We start from the raw sequence: 18,907 nt of genomic DNA, 5'->3' as shown, positions 1-18,907 counted from the left end.
TCATGTCCAACAGCCGTAGCGCCGTCCTGTTCTGGCAAGTGGCCATTCTCGTGGTGGTTCTCGTCGTCTGGCAGTGGGGCTTCGAATGGAGCAAGGCGCTGTTGCCGAAGGCCTATGTGCCGAAAATCCTCGATCCCTATTTCGTCGCCAAGCCGTCGTTGATCTGGCAGAGCTTCCTGCGGCTTGGCTGCTTTGCCGATCCCGCCGGCTTTGCCGCCTGCATCAACGGCAACGACAACAATTTGTGGCTCGCCACGCTCGTCACGCTGAAGAACACCTGGTGGGGATTTCTTTTCGGCTCAGCGAGCGGAATCGCGGCCGGCCTGGTCCTCGGCCGTTCGGACTTCCTGGCCCGCGTGTTCGGGCCCTATGTCGTGGCGCTCAACTCGATACCGCGCATCGCGCTGGTGCCGCTCGTCATCCTGATCTTCGGCCTCGGCGATCTCTCCAAGATCGCCACGGCATGGCTCGTCGTGTTCTTCGTGGTGTTCTTCAACACCTTCGAGGGAACGCGTGCGGTCGACCGCGACCAGATCGCCGCTGCCCGTCTGCTCGGTGCCAGCGAACTCACCGTGCTGCGCACGGTGGTGATCCCCTCCGCGCTGGCCTGGGTGTTCGCGTCGCTGTTGCCGGCGGTGTCTTTCGCGCTGATCGGCGTCATCGTCGGCGAATTCATCGGCGCCGAGCGCGGGCTCGGCAAGCTCATCATCGAAGCCGAGGCGCGCGCCAATGCCAGCGAGATGATGGTCGCCATCTTCGTCATGATGTTCGTCGGAATCCTGTTGGCGATCGCGGTGCGCTCGCTGCAGTCCTACCTGCTGCGATGGCAGCCGCAATTCGAACCGTCGGCATAGCAGTCTGGAAGGGTTCGGACGGTGAGCGGCAGGTAGCGCGTCAGCGCGTGAACCGCGCCACCAATTCCACATGCGGCGTGTGGCGGAACTGATCGACCGGGACCACGGTCTCGATCCTGTAGCCGCCGTCGATGAGGAGCCGGGCGTCGCGAGCGAAGGTTGCGGCGTTGCAGGACACCGCGATCACGACGGGTACCTTGCTCGCAGCGAGTTTCAGCGCCTGCGCCTGCGCGCCCTGGCGCGGCGGGTCGAACACCACGGCGTCGAAGTCGCGCAGCTCCGGCGGCACCAGCGGGCGGCGGAACAGGTCGCGCGGTTCGGCCTTGATCGGCTTCAGCCCGGGTGTGCGCGCAGCCTTCACAAGCGCCGCGACGGCGCCGGCGTCGTTGTCATAGGCGGTGACGCGCGCCTTCTCGGCGAGCCTCAAGGCAAACGGGCCGACGCCGCAGAAGAGGTCGAGAACCTCCTTGGCCTTGCCGACGCGCTCGGCGACGAGCGACGCCAGCGTCTCCTCGCCCGCGACCGTTGCCTGCAGGAACGAGCCCGGCGGCAGCGTCACCTCGGCGCGGCCCATCCGCACCGTCGGCGGCAGGCGTTGCAGCACCAGCTCGCCGTGCCGCGTCAGCCGCGCCAGCCGATGCTGCTCGGCGACGCGCGAAAGCGCCGTGACCAGCGGCGTCGGCAGCGGGCCGGAGCCGCGCACGTCGACATCGAGGCCGTTGGCGGTCGCGGTGACCTGGATGTCCAGCGGCTTCGTCACCGCCATCCTAGACGTCAGGGATTCGGCAAGCGCCCAGGCGGCATCGAGCGCGCCCTCGAGCCCGGGATCGAGGATCGGGCAGCGATGAATCGGGATCACGTCGTGCGAGCTCGCCGCCGAGAAACCGACCTTGAGGACGTCATGCGTGCCGAACCGCCCGTGCAGCGTGACGCGCCGGCGGCCGGCACCATGGGCATCGACCAGCGGCGCCACCTCGCAGTCGATCCCGGCCTGGGCCAGCGTCTCGACCACGATGCCGCGCTTCCACGCGTGATAGGGCTCAGCCGCCCAGTGCTGGATGGCGCAGCCGCCGCAGACGCCGAAATGCGGACAGAACGGCTCGATGCGATCGGGGCTGGCGACATCGACCGCGAGCAGCTTGCGGCGGTCGGGATGGCTGCCGGCGACGTGGTCGACCTCGACGGTCTCGCCGCCAAGCGCGTAGGGCACATAGACGGGATCGCCCGCAGCGAGCGAGACGCCGTCGCCGCGATGGCCGACGTGATCGATCCTCATGCGCTCAACCACGGCGCGCGCCCAGGAAGAATTCGATATTGCCGTCACCGCCGGTGATCGGGGAGGGGAACACCTCGATGTCGGTGCAGCCGAGCGAAGCGGCAAAGACCGCGATGTCGTCGCAGATCTCCTGATGCACGGCGGCGTCGCGGATGATGCCCTTCTTGTTGTGCTTCCGATCGGCCTCGAACTGCGGCTTGATCAGCGCCAGCAGGCTCATCGGCGCCGCCGCCAGTGACAGCGCCACGGGCAGCACCGTCTTGAGCGAGATGAAGCTGACGTCGATGACGACGACGTCGGGCCGCGCCGGCAACCGTTTGCCGTCATAGCTGCGGATGTCGGTCTCCTCCATCGACACGATCTTGGGATGGTCGCGCAGCGAGGGATGCAGCTGGCTGGTGCCGACATCGATGGCGAACACCAGGCTGGCGCCGTTCGCCAGCAGCACCTCGGTGAAACCGCCGGTGGAGGCGCCGACGTCGAGGCAGACATGGTCCTCGATCTCGATGGGGTAGCGCTCCAGCGCGCCGGCGAGCTTGACGCCGCCGCGCGACACATAGGGATGCGCAGGCTCGGCGACGATCACCGCGTCCTCGGCGATCGTCTCCGAGGGTTTGGCGACCTGCTTGTCGTCGGCGGTGACGAGCCCGGCCTCGATCGCCGCGCGCGCCCGCGCCCGGCTCTCGAACAAGCCGCGCTCGACCAGCAGAACATCCGCACGCTTGCGGGCAGGGGACATCGGATCTCCGGAGGCGACTGAAACGTCTATGGTGCGATCAATCGCGCGGCCGCGATCCGGACGCAAGCCTCGAACGCGGCCAGATCGTGCCAGACGTCGATCGGCATCTGCGCCGGCGTCACCAGCGGGCAGCCGTGCAGCTCCAGCGCATGGATCATCATGAGGTTGTCGACGAGGCCAAAATCCTCGACCGTCAGCCCCTGTGCATCGACCAGCCGTCCGTCCTCGGAGGTCACGTCCATGAAGCGGCCGACGCGGTCGGCATAGACGGCGCCGTCGTTGGAATAGGCCAGGCAAATCTTGCGGCGGCCGGCCATGTAGCCGAGCTCGTAGACGGTGCCGGGGTCGGCGCCGGCACCGCGGAACGGGGTGAGGTTCGCGATGATGGCATCGGCTTCGTCCATCATCGCCTCGTTGCCGCAAAAGATCTGCCGCGAGGCGTCGGGCGAGGTGAGATCGATCGCGTTGTCGAGGGGATAGAGGCCGGTGAGCCCATGCGCAGCGCAGATCGCGGCCTTTTGCCGGCCGATCTCAACCGCATCCGGCAGGAACACGTCGGGCCCTGCCAGATAGATTTTCATGAAGGTCGCGCTGGTTCGCGAAGGTCGAAGCTCGCCGTTAGGCGAGCTTGACCGTCTCGGTCTTGACGTCCTTGCCCAGCGCCTCGAACACCTTGGCGACGATGCCCTTGGCGTCGAGACCGGCACGGCCGTACATCGCGGCCGGCGTGTCGTGGTCCTGGAACACGTCGGGCAGCACCATCGAGCGGAACTTGACCATGCCGCCGTCGAGCGCGCCCTGATCGGTCAGGTACTGCGCGACATGCGAGCCGAAGCCGCCGACCGAGCCTTCCTCGATCGTGATCAGGATCTCGTGGTCGCGGGCGAGCTTGAGAACCAGCTCGGTGTCGAGCGGCTTCATGAAGCGCGCATCGGCGATCGAGGTGGAGAGGCCGTGGGCGGCGAGTTCGTCGGCCGCCTTCTCGCATTCGGCGAGGCGCGTACCGAAGGAAAGCAATGCGATCTTGCTGCCCTGGCGAATCATGCGGCCCTTGCCGACCTCGAGCGGAACGCCGACTTCGGGCATCTCGATGCCGCGGCCTTCGCCGCGCGGATAGCGCAGCGAGCTCGGACGGTCGTCGATCGCGACCTGGGTCGCCACCATGTGCACGAGCTCGGCTTCGTCGGCCGCGGCCATGATCACCATGTTCGGCAGGCAGCCGAGATAGGCGTTGTCGAACGAGCCGGCATGCGTCGCGCCGTCGGCGCCGACGAGGCCGGCGCGGTCGATGGCGAAGCGGACCGGCAGGTTCTGGATGGCGACGTCATGCACGATCTGGTCGTAGCCGCGCTGCAGGAAGGTCGAGTAGATCGCGCAGAACGGCTTGTAGCCTTCGCTCGCAAGACCGGCGGCGAACGTCACCGCGTGCTGCTCGGCGATGCCGACGTCGAAGGTGCGGTCCGGGAAGGCCTTGTTGAAGATGTCGACGCCGGTGCCGGACGGCATCGCCGCGGTGATGGCGACGATCTTGTCGTCCTTCTGCGCTTCCTTGACGAGGCTCTGGCCGAACACGTTCTGGTAGGCCGGCGCATTCGGCTTGGCCTTGGCCTGGGTGCCGGTCGCGACGTCGAACTTGACGACCGCGTGGTACTTGTCGGCGGAAGCTTCCGCCGGGCCGTAGCCCTTGCCCTTCTGAGTCACGACGTGGACCAGGATCGGGCCGGTCTCCATGTCGCGCACGTTCTTCAGCACGGGCAGCAGATGGTCGAGGTTATGACCGTCGATCGGGCCGACATAATAGAAGCCGAGCTCCTCGAACAGCGTGCCGCCGTCCATCATGAAGCCGCGCGAATATTCCTCGACGCGGTTGGCGCGGTTGGCGATGATCTTGGGCAGGCGCTTGTTGATCTGCTTGGCCGCATCGCGCAGCGTGCGATAGGTCTTGCCGGAGTAGAGGCGCGACAGATAGGCGCTCATCGCGCCGACCGGCGGCGCGATCGACATGTCGTTGTCGTTGAGGATCACGATCAGGCGCGAGTTCATGGCGCCGGCGTTGTTCATGGCTTCATAGGCCATGCCGGCTGACATCGCGCCGTCACCGATCACCGCGATAACGTTGTTCTTGCCGCCGGAGAGGTCGCGCGCGACCGCCATGCCGAGGCCGGCGGAAATCGAGGTCGAGGAATGCGCTGCGCCGAACGGATCGTAATCGCTCTCGCTGCGCTTGGTGAAGCCGGACAGGCCGCCGCCGGTGCGCAGCGTGCGGATGCGGTCGCGCCGGCCGGTGAGGATCTTGTGCGGATAGGCCTGATGGCCGACGTCCCAGATCAGCCGGTCGCGCGGCGTGTCGAAGACATAATGGATCGCGGTGGTGAGCTCGACCACGCCGAGGCCGGCGCCGAAGTGACCGCCGGTCACCGAGACGGCATCGATGGTCTCTTGCCGCAGCTCGTCGGCGACCTGGCGAACCTGCTCGATCTTGAGCTTGCGCAGGTCATCCGGCGTATGGATGGTGTCGAGAAGCGGCGTTTTACTGTATGCGTTCACGGCGATTTCCAATTTGTCAGCGCCGGAAGATCGTTCCGGTGCGCGATGGGTTTGCACAATATCGGCGCAGCGCGAGTCCTTAAACCGTCGGAGCCACCTGCATGGGGCAGGGCCCCGTCTTCAAGCTTAGGTGAGCTTAGGTGCGCTCCGGTTCAGTCCCTGTGATCCCTGTCACTTAGATCGGCTTCGTCCGTCCCAGCCAATTTCATTAGCAGTTTGAAGCGCTTGTCGTCGGTAATTTGTGCCCACGCAAGGCTTGCAAAAAGCCACACTCCGCGCAGCTTTACACCAAAGCTTGGGCCAAAGCCAACCCGCAGGGTCGTTTAGGGGTATGCACCTGCAACCCGCGGGCCAGCTTGGTTAATCCTGGCGCCGGCGGATGGGTTCCAGTCTTGCCCGGTTCCTCGCCTGCATTTTGGGCGAGAGGAAGGCCGTTTTGGCCAGATTCGCGAGCCCGAGAGGCCCTGGCCGGGGGAACTCTTCGATGTCAGTGCTTGGCCGCCGAGGGCTGTAAGCCCAAACAGCGGCGTGCGATCATGAAAAACTGCAGATGGCCGATGCTTGAGGCGGGCGGCTTGAAACGGGGACCTTACTGCACGTCGAGCGGTGCGGTGCCGGTGGCCTGGCCGCTGGCATCGGTGGTGATCTTGTCGACGCGTGCCTCGGCTTGGCGCAGCAATTCCTCGCAGCGGCGCTTCAGCGCCTCGCCGCGCTCGTAGATCGTCACGGATTCCTCGAGCGGCACCTTGCCGTCCTCGAGCCGCTTCACGATGGTTTCGAGCTCCTCGATGGCGCGTTCGAAGGTGAGCCTGGAGACGTCGACTTGGGTATTTTCGGCCATATCCGTTTCCGATTGCCCGCTTCACGTGAGAAAAAGCGCAGTTTTGCGGGCGTAATGCGCGGGTGCGTCAAGCGCCCATCAGGGCGCCGACATGCGCCGTAACAGATTCTTTCAATCCTTGCAGGTCATAGCCGCCCTCGAGCACCGAAACAATGCGGCCCCCTGCGGACTTGTCGGCAAGGTCCATCAGCTTGCGCGTGACCCAGGTGTAGTCCTCCGCGCGCAAATTCAGCGAGGCCAGCGGATCGCGGTAATGCGCATCGAAGCCCGCGGAGATGACGAGAAGCTCGGGGCTGAATTTTTCGAGGCGCGGCAGGATCAGTTGCTCGAACGCGGCGCGGAATTCTGGTCCGCCGTCTTCGGAAGCGAGCGGCGCATTGACGATGGTGTCGTGGTCGCCGCGCTCGCCCTTCGCGCCGGTACCCGGAAACAGCGGCATCTGATGCGTCGAGCAGTACATCACGGTCTGATCGGACCAGAAGATGTCCTGCGTGCCGTTGCCGTGATGCACGTCGAAATCGACGATGGCGGCGCGCTGGACGCCGTATTTGCGCTGCGCGTGACGCGCGGCGATCGCGGCATTGTCGAAGAAGCAGAAGCCCATCGGCTTGCCGATCTCGGCGTGATGTCCGGGCGGGCGCACCGCGACGAAGGCGTTGCGATGCTCGCCATTCATCACCGCTTCGGTCGCAGCCACTGCGCCGCCGACGCCGCGCATCACTGCTTCCCACGTGCCTGGTGACATCGAGGTGTCGCCGTCGATATAGACTTGGCCGCTGGTCGGCGCGATGTGGCGCAGCTCGGTGACGTAGTGCTCGTTGTGGCACAGCGTCACGAGATCGAGATCGCCTTCCGGTGCCAGGTCGCGCGCCAGGAACTGGAAGCGTTCCTGCGACAGCGCTTCCTCCACCGCCCGCAGGCGGTCGGGCCTTTCAGGGTGTCCCGGCGGCGTGACGTGGTCGAGGCAGGCCTTGTGGGAGAGGAGAAGCGTGCTCATCAGGTCGGCCTCACAGGGAACGGGCTCTTGACGTCGCTTGGCGCATCCCGAGCCAAAACGCAAATGCAAAACGCAATCTAAGCGCTTGGGCGGGGATGGCAAAGGGTGGTTCCGGACAAGTCCGTTTGATCCGGATCAATTCACGCGCAGGATGCGGGTGGGCGGCAGCGGACCGATCGGTCCGTGTGCCCTGAAGAAGGCGAACAGCGCGTCCGCGTCGTAGCCGCCATATTGCTGCGCTGTGCCTTGTTTGGCGGCCGTGAAACCGTCACCGCCGACGGCGAGGTAATCGTTGACGGTGACGCGGTAGCCGCTCCCAGGCTCGATCGGCTTGCCGTTGAGCGTCACCTTCTCGATGCTGATTCGCTCGCCGAAAGGTTTCGTCGCATCCCAAGTGTAGCTGAACCCGTTCGACACCTGGAGAATCCGCGGGCGCTTCGGATCGAGCCATTGCTGCTCCAGCATGTCCTTGAGCTGGCTGCCCGTGAGCGTCATCGTAACGAGGCGATTGCGGAACGGCTGGCTCGCGAACAGTTCGCCGAACGACACCGCGCCGTTCTCCTTCGGAACAATGTCGGTGCGGATGCCGCCGGGATTGGTGAACGCGATGACAGCGCTGCCATCCTTGGCGTCCTTCGTCGCGGCGAGCTGAGCGTCCGCGATGACGTCGCCGAGTGCGCTCTCGCCGGCCTCGTTCGGCACGCGCGACAGCGTCTGCGTCACCGATCCGGCAGGGCGATTCGCAATCGGTGCCGACAGCTTGTCATAGGCATCGATCAGGGCGGTCTGTTCGGGATCCTTCGCCAGCGAGGCATTGGCGACGATGACGTTCTCGGCTTTGGCGCCGACGATGTCGCGGGTTACAGGATCGAGCTTGAGGTCGATCGCGGTGACCAGCGTGCCGTATTTGTCGCCGCTGGTGACGAGCCGCCCGTCGATGTCGCAGACATAGGCGCGGTGGGTGTGGCCGCTGACGACGACGTCGACGGCGCGGTCGAATTTCTTGACGATGTCGACGATCGGCCCCGTAATGGCAGGGCATTCATTGTAGTCGCCCGAGGGCTCACCGCCCTGGTGGATCAGCACCACGATCGCCTCGACGCCACGCGCCTTCAGCTGCGGCACCAGCGCGTTCACCGTCTCGGCCTCGTCGCGGAATTCGAGCCCGGCAATGCCTGAGGGCGAGACGATGCCCGCGGTCTCCTTCAAGGTCAGTCCGATGAAGGCGACGGGGATGCCCTCGACCTCCCTGATCTCGTAGGGCGGCAGTACGCTCTTGCCGGTCGCGGTCTCGATGGTGGAAGCCGCGAGATAATGGAATTTGGCGCCGGTGAAGGGATGCGGCCCCTGGCAGCCGTCGACCGGATGACAGCCGCCGTTCTGCATCCGCAAGAGCTCGGTCTTGCCCTCGTCGAACTCGTGATTGCCGACCGATGTGATCGCAAGTCCCATCATCGAGAGCGACTCGACCGAGGGCTCGTCGTGAAACATCGCCGACAGGAACGGGCTCGCGCCGATCAGGTCGCCGGCGGCGACGAAGATCGTGTTGGTGTGCCCCTCGCGCAGCTGCTTGACCAGCGTCGCCATATACTCCGCGCCGCCGGCCGCGACCGTCACCTTCTTGCTCTTGTCCTCGGGATCCCCGATCCGGATGCCGCCCGGCGGCGGACGCAGATTGCCGTGGAAATCGTTGATCGCGAGAATGCGCAGCTCGACGGGCGCGGCGGTCTGGGCCGAGGCGGGGAGGGTGGCGAGAGCGGCAAGGAGGAATAGGAAGGCGTATCGCATGGAACAAGTTTAGTCGTTCCCCGCGAAGATTTCACGAACGTTCTCGCTGTCATTCCGGGGCGCGCGTAGCGCGAGCCCGGAATCCATTCATCCACCAACTCTGCCGCACGATGGATTCCGGGCTCGCGACTTCGTCGCGCCCCGGAATGACGACCATTGGCTGGGCGCCGGCCGCCCCCTACCTCTTCTTCCGATTCGCAAACGCCTTGAACGCGGCAATCGCCTCGTCCGACTTCAGCCGCTCGCCGAACAGATGGGCCTCCTGGTCGATGCGGCGGGTGAGCTCCTCGGGCGCGGCGCGCAGCAGCTTGCGCGAGGCCGCGACCGCCTCGGCCGGCAGCCGGCAGATATCGCGCGCCACCTTGCGCGCCTCGACCTCGGTATGTCCCGGCGAGACCACGGTGTTGACGAAGCCTGCCGCGTGCGCCTCCGCGGCGGTGAAAGTTCGCCCCATCACCAGCATCGCGAAGGCGCGCTGGTAGCCCATCGTGTTCGGCATCAGGAGGCTGGCCGCGCCGACCGGAACGAGCCCGAGATGGATATAGGGCGCGGAGAAGGTCGCGGCGTTCGAGGCAAGCACATAGTCGCAATGGAACAGCATCACGGTGCCCATGCCGATCGAGGCGCCGTCGACGGCCGCGATGATCGGCTTGACGTTGAGGGCGAGCGAATAGAGAAATTTTGCGCCGTCCGACAGCGTCTCGGAATTCGGTTCGGCCTGCATGAAGTCGTCGATGTCGTCGCCGGCGGTGAACACGCCGGAGCCGCCGGTGATGATCATGCAGCGGATGTCGGGATTGTTCTGCGCGGTGTCGATCGCGCGGCTCATCTCGCGATACATGTCCTGCGTGATCGCGTTCTTCTTGCTCGGGCGGCGCAGGGTGATGACGCGCGTTCCGCGCTCTTCGGTGACGACGATATTGCCATTCGGCATGAGAGCCCCCTGCGGTCGCCGCGACGCTTGCCTTGGCGAGTCTCGCAAGCCTCAGCCTACATCATCTTGCAGGCGTGCCAATCCGCCCGCTCGGCCTTTTCGAGAACGTCCTCGTGAGTCCGCCATATGGCGCGCTGTCGTTTTTCTGATCGGGAACCGCACCGCACCGGATCATGCCGGTTGTATTGCTTCGCACATGCAGTTGCGCATTGCAACAAATGGCTACAATGTTTCATTTGAAAAACCGGGGGTTGTAGGGCACGATTGCCCAATGCCGTTCCACTTGGCCGATTGCTCGTTTGATGATTGCCGCAACGGGCGTTGACGAATCCTCGCTGCGTTATCGCGGCTGGCGCGTCGTGCTGGCCTGTTTCCTGATGGCCTTCTTCATGTTCGGCTTCGGCCTCTATGGCCAGGGCGTCTATCTCGCCGAGCTCCAGCGCGCCCATGGTTGGCCGGGCACGCTGGTCTCCGCGGCCAGCACCTTCTCGTTTCTCCTCACCTCCGTGCTCGTCATCTTCACCGACGATCTGCTCGCCCGCATCGGGCTGCGCGCGCTGATCCTGTGCGGCCTGTCGGCGCTCGGCGCGTCGACCGTGCTGCTGGCGCTGATGCAGACGCCCTGGCAGCTTTATCTCGCCTATGCGCTGATGTCGGTCGGCTGGACCGGCATGGGCACCGTGGTGATCGCCACCGTGCTGAACGCCTGGTTCGAACGGCGGCGCGGGCTCGCGCTCAGCCTCGCCTTCAACGGCGCGACCTGCGGCGGCATCGTCCTCGTTCCGCTGCTGCTGTCGCTGACCGGCAGCATCGGCTTCCAGTCCGCCATGCTTGCCGCCACGATGGCGATGGTGGTGCTGGTGCTGCCGGTGGTTGTCATCTTCATCGGCTGGCCGACGCAGATATCGCCGGCATCGGGCGGCCGCTCGTCCGCTGGCATGGCCGCGCCGGCCCATTCCCGCAAGACGCTGCTCGCCAACGCGGCGTTCTGGACCATGGTGCTGCCGATCGCGATCGCGCTGCTGGCGCAGATGGGATTCATCATCCACCAGGTGACGTTCCTCGAGCCGCTGATCGGGCGTTATGCCGCAGGCCTTGCGGTCACCATCATGGCGGCGATGGCGGTGGTCGGCCGCCTGTCGCTCGGCCTGTTCGTCGACCGGCTCGATCCGCGGCTCGCCTGCGCGGCGTCGATGACGAGCCAGGCGGCGGCGCTGTTCGTGCTTCTCCAAAGCACGAACCCGACCGTGCTGCTCGTCTGCTGCGCCGTCTACGGCTTCTCGATTGGCAACATGATCACGTTCCCACCCTTGATCATCCAGCGCGAGATCGGCGCTGCCGCCTTTGCCGCCGCAATGGGATTGGGCACGTCGATCAGCGGCGTCGTCAGCGCCTTCGGCCCCGGCATCATCGGCCTCGTGCGGAGTTTCACCGGCAACTACACGAGCGCGTTTGCGATCTGTGTGATGCTCGATCTCGTGGCGGCGGGAATCGTGCTGTGGCGGCCGGGGAGAAGGGCGAAGCTCGCCGCTTCGTAGGGTGGATGGAGCGAAGCGCAATCCGGGATAGGCTCGAGTGTGGCACGTGCGTCCCACATGTTCGCTGTCATCGCCCGACTTGATCGGGCGATCCAGTACGCCGAGACGTTTGTTGTTTTATCGCGAGGCCGCGGCGTACTGGATTCCCCGCTTTCGCGGGGAATGACAGCGGGGAGGAGGAGAAATCTCCCATGACAACGCGTTGGCAGTATCTCGCTTACAACAACACCGCATCCGCCGCAGCGACCGACTCCGCGCTCTCCGTCACCGTGCGCTCCAGCGCGCCGGCCTGCACCGTGATGTTCTCGGCGAAGAAGCGCGCGAGCGAAACGTAGCGCGGGGCGTCAGTGTTGCCGTCGGACTTGGCGGCGAGCGCCTCGGAGGCCAGCATGCAACCGCCGAGCGTCGAGCCGAACTGCTGCAGATACGGCGTCGCGCCGGCGAGCGCCTCGTTCGGCGCGGAGGTCACGCGCTCCAGCAGCCACTTGCTGGTGCGCGTCAGCGCCTCCAGCGCCTCGCGCAGCTTGATACCTGTGGTGCCGAAAGCGGGATCGTTGGAGGCTTCGACCTGCTTCACGGTTGCCGAGAGCTCGTCGAGCAGCGCCCACACCGCAGCGCCGCCATTGGCCGCGAGCTTGCGCGTGACGAGATCGATCGCCTGAATGCCGTTGGTGCCCTCGTAGATCGCGGTGATGCGCGCATCGCGATAGTGCTGCGCGGCGCCGGTCTCCTCGATGAAGCCCATGCCGCCGTGCACCTGCACGCCGAGATAGGCGACCTCGTTGCCGATATCGGTGGAATAGCCCTTCGCCATCGGCGTCAGCAGCGCCGCGCGCGCGGCGGCGTCCGCGCGGACCTTCGGATCCTTGGCGCGCGTGGAGACGTCGATCGCGACCGCGGTCGCATAGCAGATGGTGCGTGCGGCGGCGGTCTGCGCCCGCATCCGCATCAGCATGCGCTTGACGTCCGGATGCACGAAGATCGCGTCCGAACCGTCGCCCTTCTTGCCGATGGCGCGGCCCTGCTTGCGCTCCTGCGCATAGGCCAGCGCCTGCTGGTAGGCGCGATCGGCGACGCCGACGCCCTCCAGCCCGACGCCGAGGCGGGCCTGGTTCATCATCGTGAACATGCAGCGCATGCCCTGGTTCTCTTCGCCGACGAGGAAGCCGATCGCGCCGCCATGATCGCCCATGGTCATGGTGCAGGTGGGGGAAGCGTGCATGCCGAGCTTGTGCTCGACGCCCGACGCATAGATGTCATTGCGCGCGCCGAGCGAGCCGTCGGCATTGACCATGAACTTCGGCACGAGGAACAGCGAGATCCCCTTGGTGCCCGCGGGCGCGTCCGGCAGGCGCGCCAGCACGAAATGCACGATGTTGTCGGTCATGTCGTGCTCGCCATAGGTGATGAAGATCTTCGTCCCCTTGATGCGATAGGTGCCGTCGGCCTGCTTGTCGGCGCGGGTGCGCAGCGCGCCGACGTCGGAGCCGGCCTGCGGCTCGGTGAGCTGCATCGTGCCGGTCCATTCGCCGGAGACGAGCTTTTCCAGATAGATCTTCTTCAGCTCGTCGCTGCCATGCGCATCCAGCGCCTCCATCGCCGAGGCCGTCAGCAGCGGGCAGAGGCCGAAGGCGACGTTGGAAGCGCTCCAGATCTCGGTGCAGGCGGCGTTGATCGCGATCGGCAGGCCCTGGCCGCCGAAATCCTCGGGGCCGGAGACCGCGTTCCAGCCGCCCTCGGTCCAGCGCTTGTAGGCGTCCGGCCAGCCCGGCGCAGTCGTGACCTTGCCATCGCTGAGCTTGATGCCGTGCTCGTCGCCGACCTGGTTGAGCGGCGCCAGCACGTCGGTTGCGAACTTGCCGGCTTCCTCCAGCACGGCGCTCACGATGTCGCCGTCGAAATCGCCGTAATGGCCGGCCTCCACGGCAGCCTTGAGGCCGGCGCCATGGTTGAGCGACAGCAGCATGTCTGAGATCGGCGCGCGGTAGGTCATGGCTCACTCCCGTGGACAGGTATTGGCGCCGTATTCCCATGAAACGGGGGAGGTCTCAACTGCCCGAACGCCGGGACTGCGCCGGCCCGGAACGGCGCCGCCGCCGGGCCTATAATAAAGGGTGGCTCGGCCAGCGCCGGCCCCGGTCCTGGACCTCAGGTATTTTGCCCCTCCAGGCGGTTGAAATGGCGCGCCGCTCCCTATAGACCGGCTGCGACCAGCGGGAATCTGCGGTAGCCGGTTCTTCCGCCCGTTCCCTGGTCGCCTGTTGGGGCGTAGCCAAGCGGTAAGGCAGCGGATTTTGATTCCGCCATTCGGAGGTTCGATCCCTCCCGCCCCAGCCAATTGATATTGCTTACCAAATCGACGTCATCGTTGCCCCATTTGGAGAGCGGATGGCGCCGTCCGCTGGAGACGTTGCTGTTTTTGTTCGCCACCATTCACTCAGAACATCTTCCAGAAACTCGAGATCAGTTACCCGGACGGTGTTCGCGAATTTCGCACAACGATCGCGCGGGTCGCTGAAGACAAGCTGACCACCTGTAGGACTGAGCGCAGTACGAGTGACGGTCGTACCTTGTGAAAGGATCGCATCAACTGCCGCCGGGCTGAGCTCGTGAGTCATTTCAGCGGAGCCAACTAGCTGTTGGCTTGAGCCGATAGCGCGGGTGAGCCGAGAGAACTACCACTGAAAATTAATTGCAGCGACGATCAACAGCCCGAAGAAGATCACGAGGCTGGTCGCACTTAATTTTCGTGGACAGTTGTAATCCGATTCCAGAGTAGCCATTTATGGTTTAGCGCAGCCGGATCGCTCTCAGAACCTATTCCCGTTGCGCAAACTTGATCGGACCCAACCATGATCGAGTTTCCGAATTTCAGTCGTTCATATGACCGAACGCGGCACGCCGTGCGTTTTTGGGGATACGATAGCGCGTTAGAGGCATCGTTCTTCATAGAGGAAGACGCGCTGAGGCGACTTGAACCGGGCGCTCACTCCAACAATGAATCGGATTTCCTGAGCGCATTCGATTCCAATCGTGATGTGATATGCGCCGCCGCTGCCAGGGTGTACGTCCGCGGCAGCAGGGGCTCTTACGATCTGGTCGCCGCCAATTTTTGAGACGAAGCCTCGCGTCTTGATGGAAGCGGAAGACTTCGTTTACGGCACGTGCTTCATTACGACTGCCAATCCAGAAATAATCACAAAAGCCAGGGAGGATCGCATGAAATTCCGTCCGCTCCATGACCGCGTCGTGGTCAAGCGCATAGAGGCCGACGACAAGACAGCCGGTGGCATCATCATTCCGGACACCGCCAAGGAGAAGCCCTCCCAGGGCGAAGTCATCGCCGTCGGCCCCGGTGGCCGCGACGAAGCCGGCAAGCTGATCCCGATCGACCTGAAGGTCGGCGACCGCGTGCTGTTCGGCAAGTGGTCCGGCACTGAAGTCAAGATCGACGGCGTCGACCTGCTGATCGTGAAGGAAAGCGACATCATGGGCGTCCTCACTGATCTGCCGGCCGCCAAGAAGAAGGCCGCGTAAGCGCCAGCCGGTTTTCCTTACCCTGAGGATTCGGCGTAGCCGGGTTCTCGAAGGATGAGGCCCGCAATTCAAATCTCATCCCTCAAGAGCTCGCCAGTTGCGCGGCTTTTGGGATCTGACCAGTTGAAAACGGAGATCGCCATGTCAGCCAAAGAAGTCAAATTCGGCGTCGATGCCCGCGACCGCATGTTGCGCGGCGTCGAAATTCTCAACAACGCGGTAAAGGTGACGCTCGGTCCGAAGGGCCGCAACGTTGTCCTCGACAAGTCGTTCGGCGCTCCCCGCATCACCAAGGATGGCGTCACCGTCGCCAAGGAGATCGAGCTCGAAGAGAAGTTCGAGAACATGGGCGCACAGATGGTGCGCGAAGTTGCCTCCAAGTCTGCTGACGCGGCCGGCGACGGCACCACCACCGCCACCGTGCTCGCGGCTGCGATCGTGAAGGAAGGCGCCAAGGCGGTTGCCGCCGGCATGAACCCGATGGACCTCAAGCGCGGCATCGACTTGGCAGTGGACGCCGTCGTCGCCGACCTCGTCAAGAACTCCAAGAAGGTCACCTCGAACGAGGAGATCGCTCAGGTTGGCACCATCTCGGCCAACGGCGATGCGGAGATTGGCAAGTTCCTCTCCGACGCCATGAAGAAGGTCGGCAACGAGGGCGTCATCACGGTTGAAGAAGCCAAATCGCTCGAGACCGAGCTCGAAGTCGTCGAAGGCATGCAGTTCGACCGCGGCTACATCTCGCCCTACTTCGTCACCAACGCCGACAAGATGCGCGTTGAAATGGACGACGCCTATATCCTGATCTACGAGAAAAAGCTCTCCAGCCTGAACGAACTGCTGCCGCTCCTGGAAGCTGTCGTACAGAGCGGCAAGCCGCTCGTTATCATCGCCGAAGACGTGGAAGGCGAGGCGCTCGCCACCCTCGTCGTCAACCGTCTGCGCGGCGGTCTGAAGGTCGCGGCCGTCAAGGCTCCGGGCTTCGGCGATCGCCGCAAGGCCATGCTGCAGGACATCGCGATCCTGGCCGGCGGCCAGGCGATCTCGGAAGATCTCGGCATCAAGCTCGAGAACGTCACGCTCAACATGCTCGGTCGCGCCAAGAAGGTGATGATCGACAAGGAGAACACAACGATCGTCAACGGCGCCGGCAAGAAGGCCGACATCGAGGCGCGCGTGGCCCAGATCAAGGCGCAGATCGAGGAGACCACCTCGGACTACGACCGTGAGAAGCTCCAGGAGCGTCTCGCCAAGCTCGCAGGCGGCGTCGCGGTGATCCGCGTCGGCGGCGCGACCGAGGTCGAGGTGAAGGAGCGCAAGGATCGCGTTGATGACGCGATGCATGCGACCCGCGCGGCGGTCGAGGAAGGTATCGTCCCGGGCGGCGGCGTCGCCCTGCTCCGTGCCTCCGAGCATCTCAAGGGGCTGCGCACCAAGAACGACGACCAGAAGACCGGCGTCGAGATCGTGCGCAAGGCGCTGTCCGCGCCGGCTCGCCAGATCGCGATCAACGCCGGCGAAGACGGCTCGGTCATCGTCGGCAAGATCCTGGAAAAGGAACAGTACGCCTACGGCTTCGACTCGCAGACCGGTGAGTATGGCAACTTGGTCGCCAAGGGCATCATCGACCCGACCAAGGTGGTTCGCGTGGCGATCCAGAACGCGGCTTCGGTTGCGGCTCTCCTGATCACCACCGAAGCCATGGTGGCCGAGGTGCCGAAGAGGAACGCCGGCGGCGGCGCGCCTGCGGGTGGCGGCGGCATGGGAGGCATGGGCGGTATGGATTTCTAGGTCAACCCGCTCATGGCCGAACGGAGACAAGGGAAGGGATGGCCGATTTCCAGGAGGCAGAAGCGACGATCTGCTCACAGGAAAGGGTCAGTTGAGAACCGCATGCGCACTCCGCAGTCCGGCAAACCCTTCCAGGGAAGCTTCTCCTCGTTTGCCGAGACGCCGAGGTGAGACTGCTGTTCTATCGGCCTCGACTGCGAACGGCCTTCCCAAGCGAAAAGCCCGGCCGCGAGGGCCGGGCTGATCGGTAATATATTCAAGTCAGGCAATGCAGGAATAAAGCGGGGAGAGGCGTCGCCGTCTGTTCGAAAAGGAACACCTGAACCGATTATTGGTACCGCCAGCGCTCAACCGCGAAAGGCGGAGAATCTCACAAAGGCCCTGCATTTCCAGGAGCATCAAGGGTGCAGATACTCGCCGTGGCGCGCTGGCATCAGACTGCAGCGAGCCGGCGCATCAAGCCATCCCGAAGGTATCCCTACGCGAGTGCAGTGAGCAATTTGGTACAGACGCCGATCCCTCTACGTGTCTAGCCTCCTTAACCGGTGAAGCTCAACATACCTCTAAATCAAGGCGAAGATCATGGAAATCTCCAGGGAGACGAAAGCTGCCGTGCGGCCGGCACTGTGGGGAGCCGTGGCCGGAGCAATTGCTCTGGCAATCGTGGGTTTCAGCTGGGGCGGCTGGGTGACGGGTGGGGCCGCCGAGACGCTCGCGAGGAATAGTGCTGCGACGGCTGTCGTCGCAGCTCTCACACCCATCTGCGTTGAGAAGTTTCAACAAGCCGCTGATGCGTCGGAAAACCTGGTCGCAATGAAGAAGACGACCTATGCGTGGGATCAGAGCAAGTTCGTCGAAAAAGGCGGTTGGGCCACGATGCCGGGAAGCACTGAGCCAAATTCAGCCGTTGCGAAAGCTTGTGCCGAATCGCTTGGTAGCAAGAAAGCTGTGGAGCTGCGCGGATAGTCAGGCAAGTCGCGCGGCGGAAATCTGCGCATAGACGCGCCGGCCCCTCGACACGTCTGCATCTTGCGCAGTGGAAGGGGGCTCCTGCAAAGCAGACCAGGCAGTCGTCGCCAGATGGTCAAGCATCAAATTCGTCGTATCTACTTTGAAAGGAGAACTCGATGGGACGAAATCCCTGAAGCCCAGGTCGAGCCGAGCGCTTCCCCTCGTCATTTCAGTTCCCGATTTGCCGCACGCCACGCGGCCTTCCAACGGGTGAACATCCTTTCAATTGTGGTAGTATGATTGCGTGTTAATGGTCCAGCGAACGAGAGTCCTGCCTTGGTGAAAGCGGCGAAGGACTTTGATCCCAGAGCATTCCTTGCCAAGGTCGGGGCCGGGAAATCGATCTCGAAAGTTGGCAAAGGTCGGAGCGTGTTCGTGCAGGGAGATGCTGCGGACGCGGTATTCTACATTCAAGAGGGAAAGATCAAGCTCACGGTCGTTTCGGACCAAGGCAAGGAAGCCGTCGTTGGGATTTTGGAGCCCGGACAATTCTTTGGCGAGGGCTGCCTCAATGGTCATCCATTGCGTCTTGCCACGACTACGGCAATGGAGTCCTGTGTCATCACGAGAATATCGAAGACGGCGATGACTACAGCGCTCGAAGGCAAGCCGAAGTTCTCTCAATTGTTCATGGCGTATTTGCTCGCGCGCAATAGCCGGATTGAAGAAGACCTGATCGACCAACTCTTCAATTCGAGCGAGAAACGCTTGGCGCGCCTGCTGCTTCTGCTGGCGAACTTCGGCAAGGAAGCCAGCTCGCAGCCCATTGGCGTCAATATCAGCCAGGAAACGCTGGCCGAAATGATCGGTACGACCCGATCACGGGTCAGCTTCTTCATGAACAAGTTCCGGAAGCTTGGCTTCATCAGCTACAATGGAAAGATCGAGGTCCATAGCTCGCTTCTGAACGCGGTTCTGCGCGACAAACCCGAGATAGACCGGAAGAACTGACCGCCGCGCGGCCAAACCGAGCGCCGGGCCAAACGCGGGACATTAGCCCACTCGAATAGCGGATCAGGGCGGCAGTTCGTCGCGGACCGAGCCTCCCTCGTTC

At 64.0% G+C, this 18,907-nt stretch carries 16 protein-coding genes and 1 tRNA gene; 8 read left to right on the top strand and 9 right to left on the bottom strand.

Annotation, left to right across the window (positions count from 1 at the left end):
- The first annotated feature begins 2 nt into the window (after positions 1–2).
- A complete protein-coding gene (locus AB7531_RS33720; RefSeq protein WP_063986589.1) occupies positions 3–854 on the top strand; it encodes an ABC transporter permease in 852 nt (283 codons plus the stop codon).
- A 40-nt stretch (positions 855–894) separates the two neighbouring features.
- On the opposite strand, the gene AB7531_RS33715 is transcribed toward AB7531_RS33720, so the two are convergent.
- The 8 genes from AB7531_RS33715 to AB7531_RS33680 form a co-directional block, all read right to left on the bottom strand.
- A complete protein-coding gene (locus AB7531_RS33715; RefSeq protein ID WP_063984913.1) occupies positions 895–2,142 on the bottom strand; it encodes a class I SAM-dependent RNA methyltransferase in 1,248 nt (415 codons plus the stop codon).
- The gene (locus tag AB7531_RS33710) at positions 2,135–2,869 is read right to left on the bottom strand and encodes a TlyA family RNA methyltransferase (protein WP_063984912.1); all 735 of its coding nucleotides are present in this window, start codon (positions 2,867–2,869) and stop codon (positions 2,135–2,137) included. The genes AB7531_RS33715 and AB7531_RS33710 overlap by 8 nt, the downstream gene beginning before the upstream one ends.
- A 26-nt stretch (positions 2,870–2,895) precedes the next feature.
- A complete protein-coding gene (locus tag AB7531_RS33705) occupies positions 2,896–3,450 on the bottom strand; it encodes a nucleoside 2-deoxyribosyltransferase (RefSeq protein WP_063984911.1) in 555 nt (184 codons plus the stop codon).
- Between the two features lie 37 nt (positions 3,451–3,487).
- Complete coding sequence (gene dxs, locus AB7531_RS33700) at positions 3,488–5,416, bottom strand: 1-deoxy-D-xylulose-5-phosphate synthase (protein ID WP_028148183.1); 1,929 nt, start codon at positions 5,414–5,416, stop codon at positions 3,488–3,490.
- Between the two features lie 589 nt (positions 5,417–6,005).
- A complete protein-coding gene (locus AB7531_RS33695) occupies positions 6,006–6,257 on the bottom strand; it encodes an exodeoxyribonuclease VII small subunit (protein WP_008132970.1) in 252 nt (83 codons plus the stop codon).
- A gap of 67 nt (positions 6,258–6,324) precedes the next feature.
- On the bottom strand, positions 6,325–7,254 hold the full coding sequence (locus AB7531_RS33690; protein ID WP_063984910.1) for a histone deacetylase family protein: 930 nt from the start codon (positions 7,252–7,254) through the stop codon (positions 6,325–6,327).
- Positions 7,255–7,389: 135 nt separating this feature from the next.
- A complete protein-coding gene (locus tag AB7531_RS33685) occupies positions 7,390–9,042 on the bottom strand; it encodes a bifunctional metallophosphatase/5'-nucleotidase (RefSeq protein WP_063984909.1) in 1,653 nt (550 codons plus the stop codon).
- A 178-nt stretch (positions 9,043–9,220) separates the two neighbouring features.
- Positions 9,221–9,976, bottom strand: a complete 756-nt coding sequence (locus AB7531_RS33680) for an enoyl-CoA hydratase-related protein (RefSeq protein ID WP_028148179.1) — start codon at positions 9,974–9,976, stop codon at positions 9,221–9,223.
- A gap of 302 nt (positions 9,977–10,278) precedes the next feature.
- On the opposite strand from AB7531_RS33680, the gene AB7531_RS33675 reads away from it, so the two are divergent.
- Complete coding sequence (locus tag AB7531_RS33675; RefSeq protein ID WP_063984908.1) at positions 10,279–11,514, top strand: MFS transporter; 1,236 nt, start codon at positions 10,279–10,281, stop codon at positions 11,512–11,514.
- A 217-nt stretch (positions 11,515–11,731) separates the two neighbouring features.
- On the opposite strand, the gene AB7531_RS33670 is transcribed toward AB7531_RS33675, so the two are convergent.
- Positions 11,732–13,507 carry an acyl-CoA dehydrogenase gene (locus AB7531_RS33670; RefSeq protein ID WP_063984907.1) on the bottom strand — a complete coding sequence of 592 codons (1,776 nt, stop codon included), beginning with the start codon at positions 13,505–13,507 and terminating at the stop codon, positions 11,732–11,734.
- Between the two features lie 269 nt (positions 13,508–13,776).
- Between AB7531_RS33670 and AB7531_RS33665 the strand changes: the two genes are divergently transcribed.
- The 6 genes from AB7531_RS33665 to AB7531_RS33640 all read left to right on the top strand — a co-directional run bounded on the left by AB7531_RS33665 (position 13,777) and on the right by AB7531_RS33640 (position 18,804).
- Positions 13,777–13,851 (top strand) — tRNA-Gln (locus AB7531_RS33665).
- A gap of 515 nt (positions 13,852–14,366) precedes the next feature.
- Entirely contained in the window at positions 14,367–14,630 is a 264-nt protein-coding gene (locus tag AB7531_RS33660) for a DUF1488 domain-containing protein (RefSeq protein WP_063984906.1), read from the top strand.
- Positions 14,631–14,733: 103 nt separating this feature from the next.
- Positions 14,734–15,051: a co-chaperone GroES gene (locus AB7531_RS33655; protein WP_063984905.1), complete on the top strand. Its 318-nt coding sequence runs from the start codon at positions 14,734–14,736 to the stop codon at positions 15,049–15,051.
- Positions 15,052–15,192: 141 nt separating this feature from the next.
- The gene (gene groL, locus AB7531_RS33650; RefSeq protein WP_071917644.1) at positions 15,193–16,842 is read left to right on the top strand and encodes a chaperonin GroEL; all 1,650 of its coding nucleotides are present in this window, start codon (positions 15,193–15,195) and stop codon (positions 16,840–16,842) included.
- Between the two features lie 582 nt (positions 16,843–17,424).
- Entirely contained in the window at positions 17,425–17,808 is a 384-nt protein-coding gene (locus tag AB7531_RS33645; protein WP_063984904.1) for a hypothetical protein, read from the top strand.
- Between the two features lie 321 nt (positions 17,809–18,129).
- Positions 18,130–18,804: a Crp/Fnr family transcriptional regulator gene (locus AB7531_RS33640; RefSeq protein ID WP_063984903.1), complete on the top strand. Its 675-nt coding sequence runs from the start codon at positions 18,130–18,132 to the stop codon at positions 18,802–18,804.
- Positions 18,805–18,907: the final 103 nt, after the last annotated feature.

This window comes from Bradyrhizobium sp. 63_E2_N1_3 (genome assembly GCF_052076005.1).
Lineage (GTDB): Bacteria > Pseudomonadota > Alphaproteobacteria > Rhizobiales > Xanthobacteraceae > Bradyrhizobium > Bradyrhizobium barranii.
Note: the sequence above shows the minus strand (reverse complement) of the source record. Positions and strands in the feature narration are given on the sequence as shown.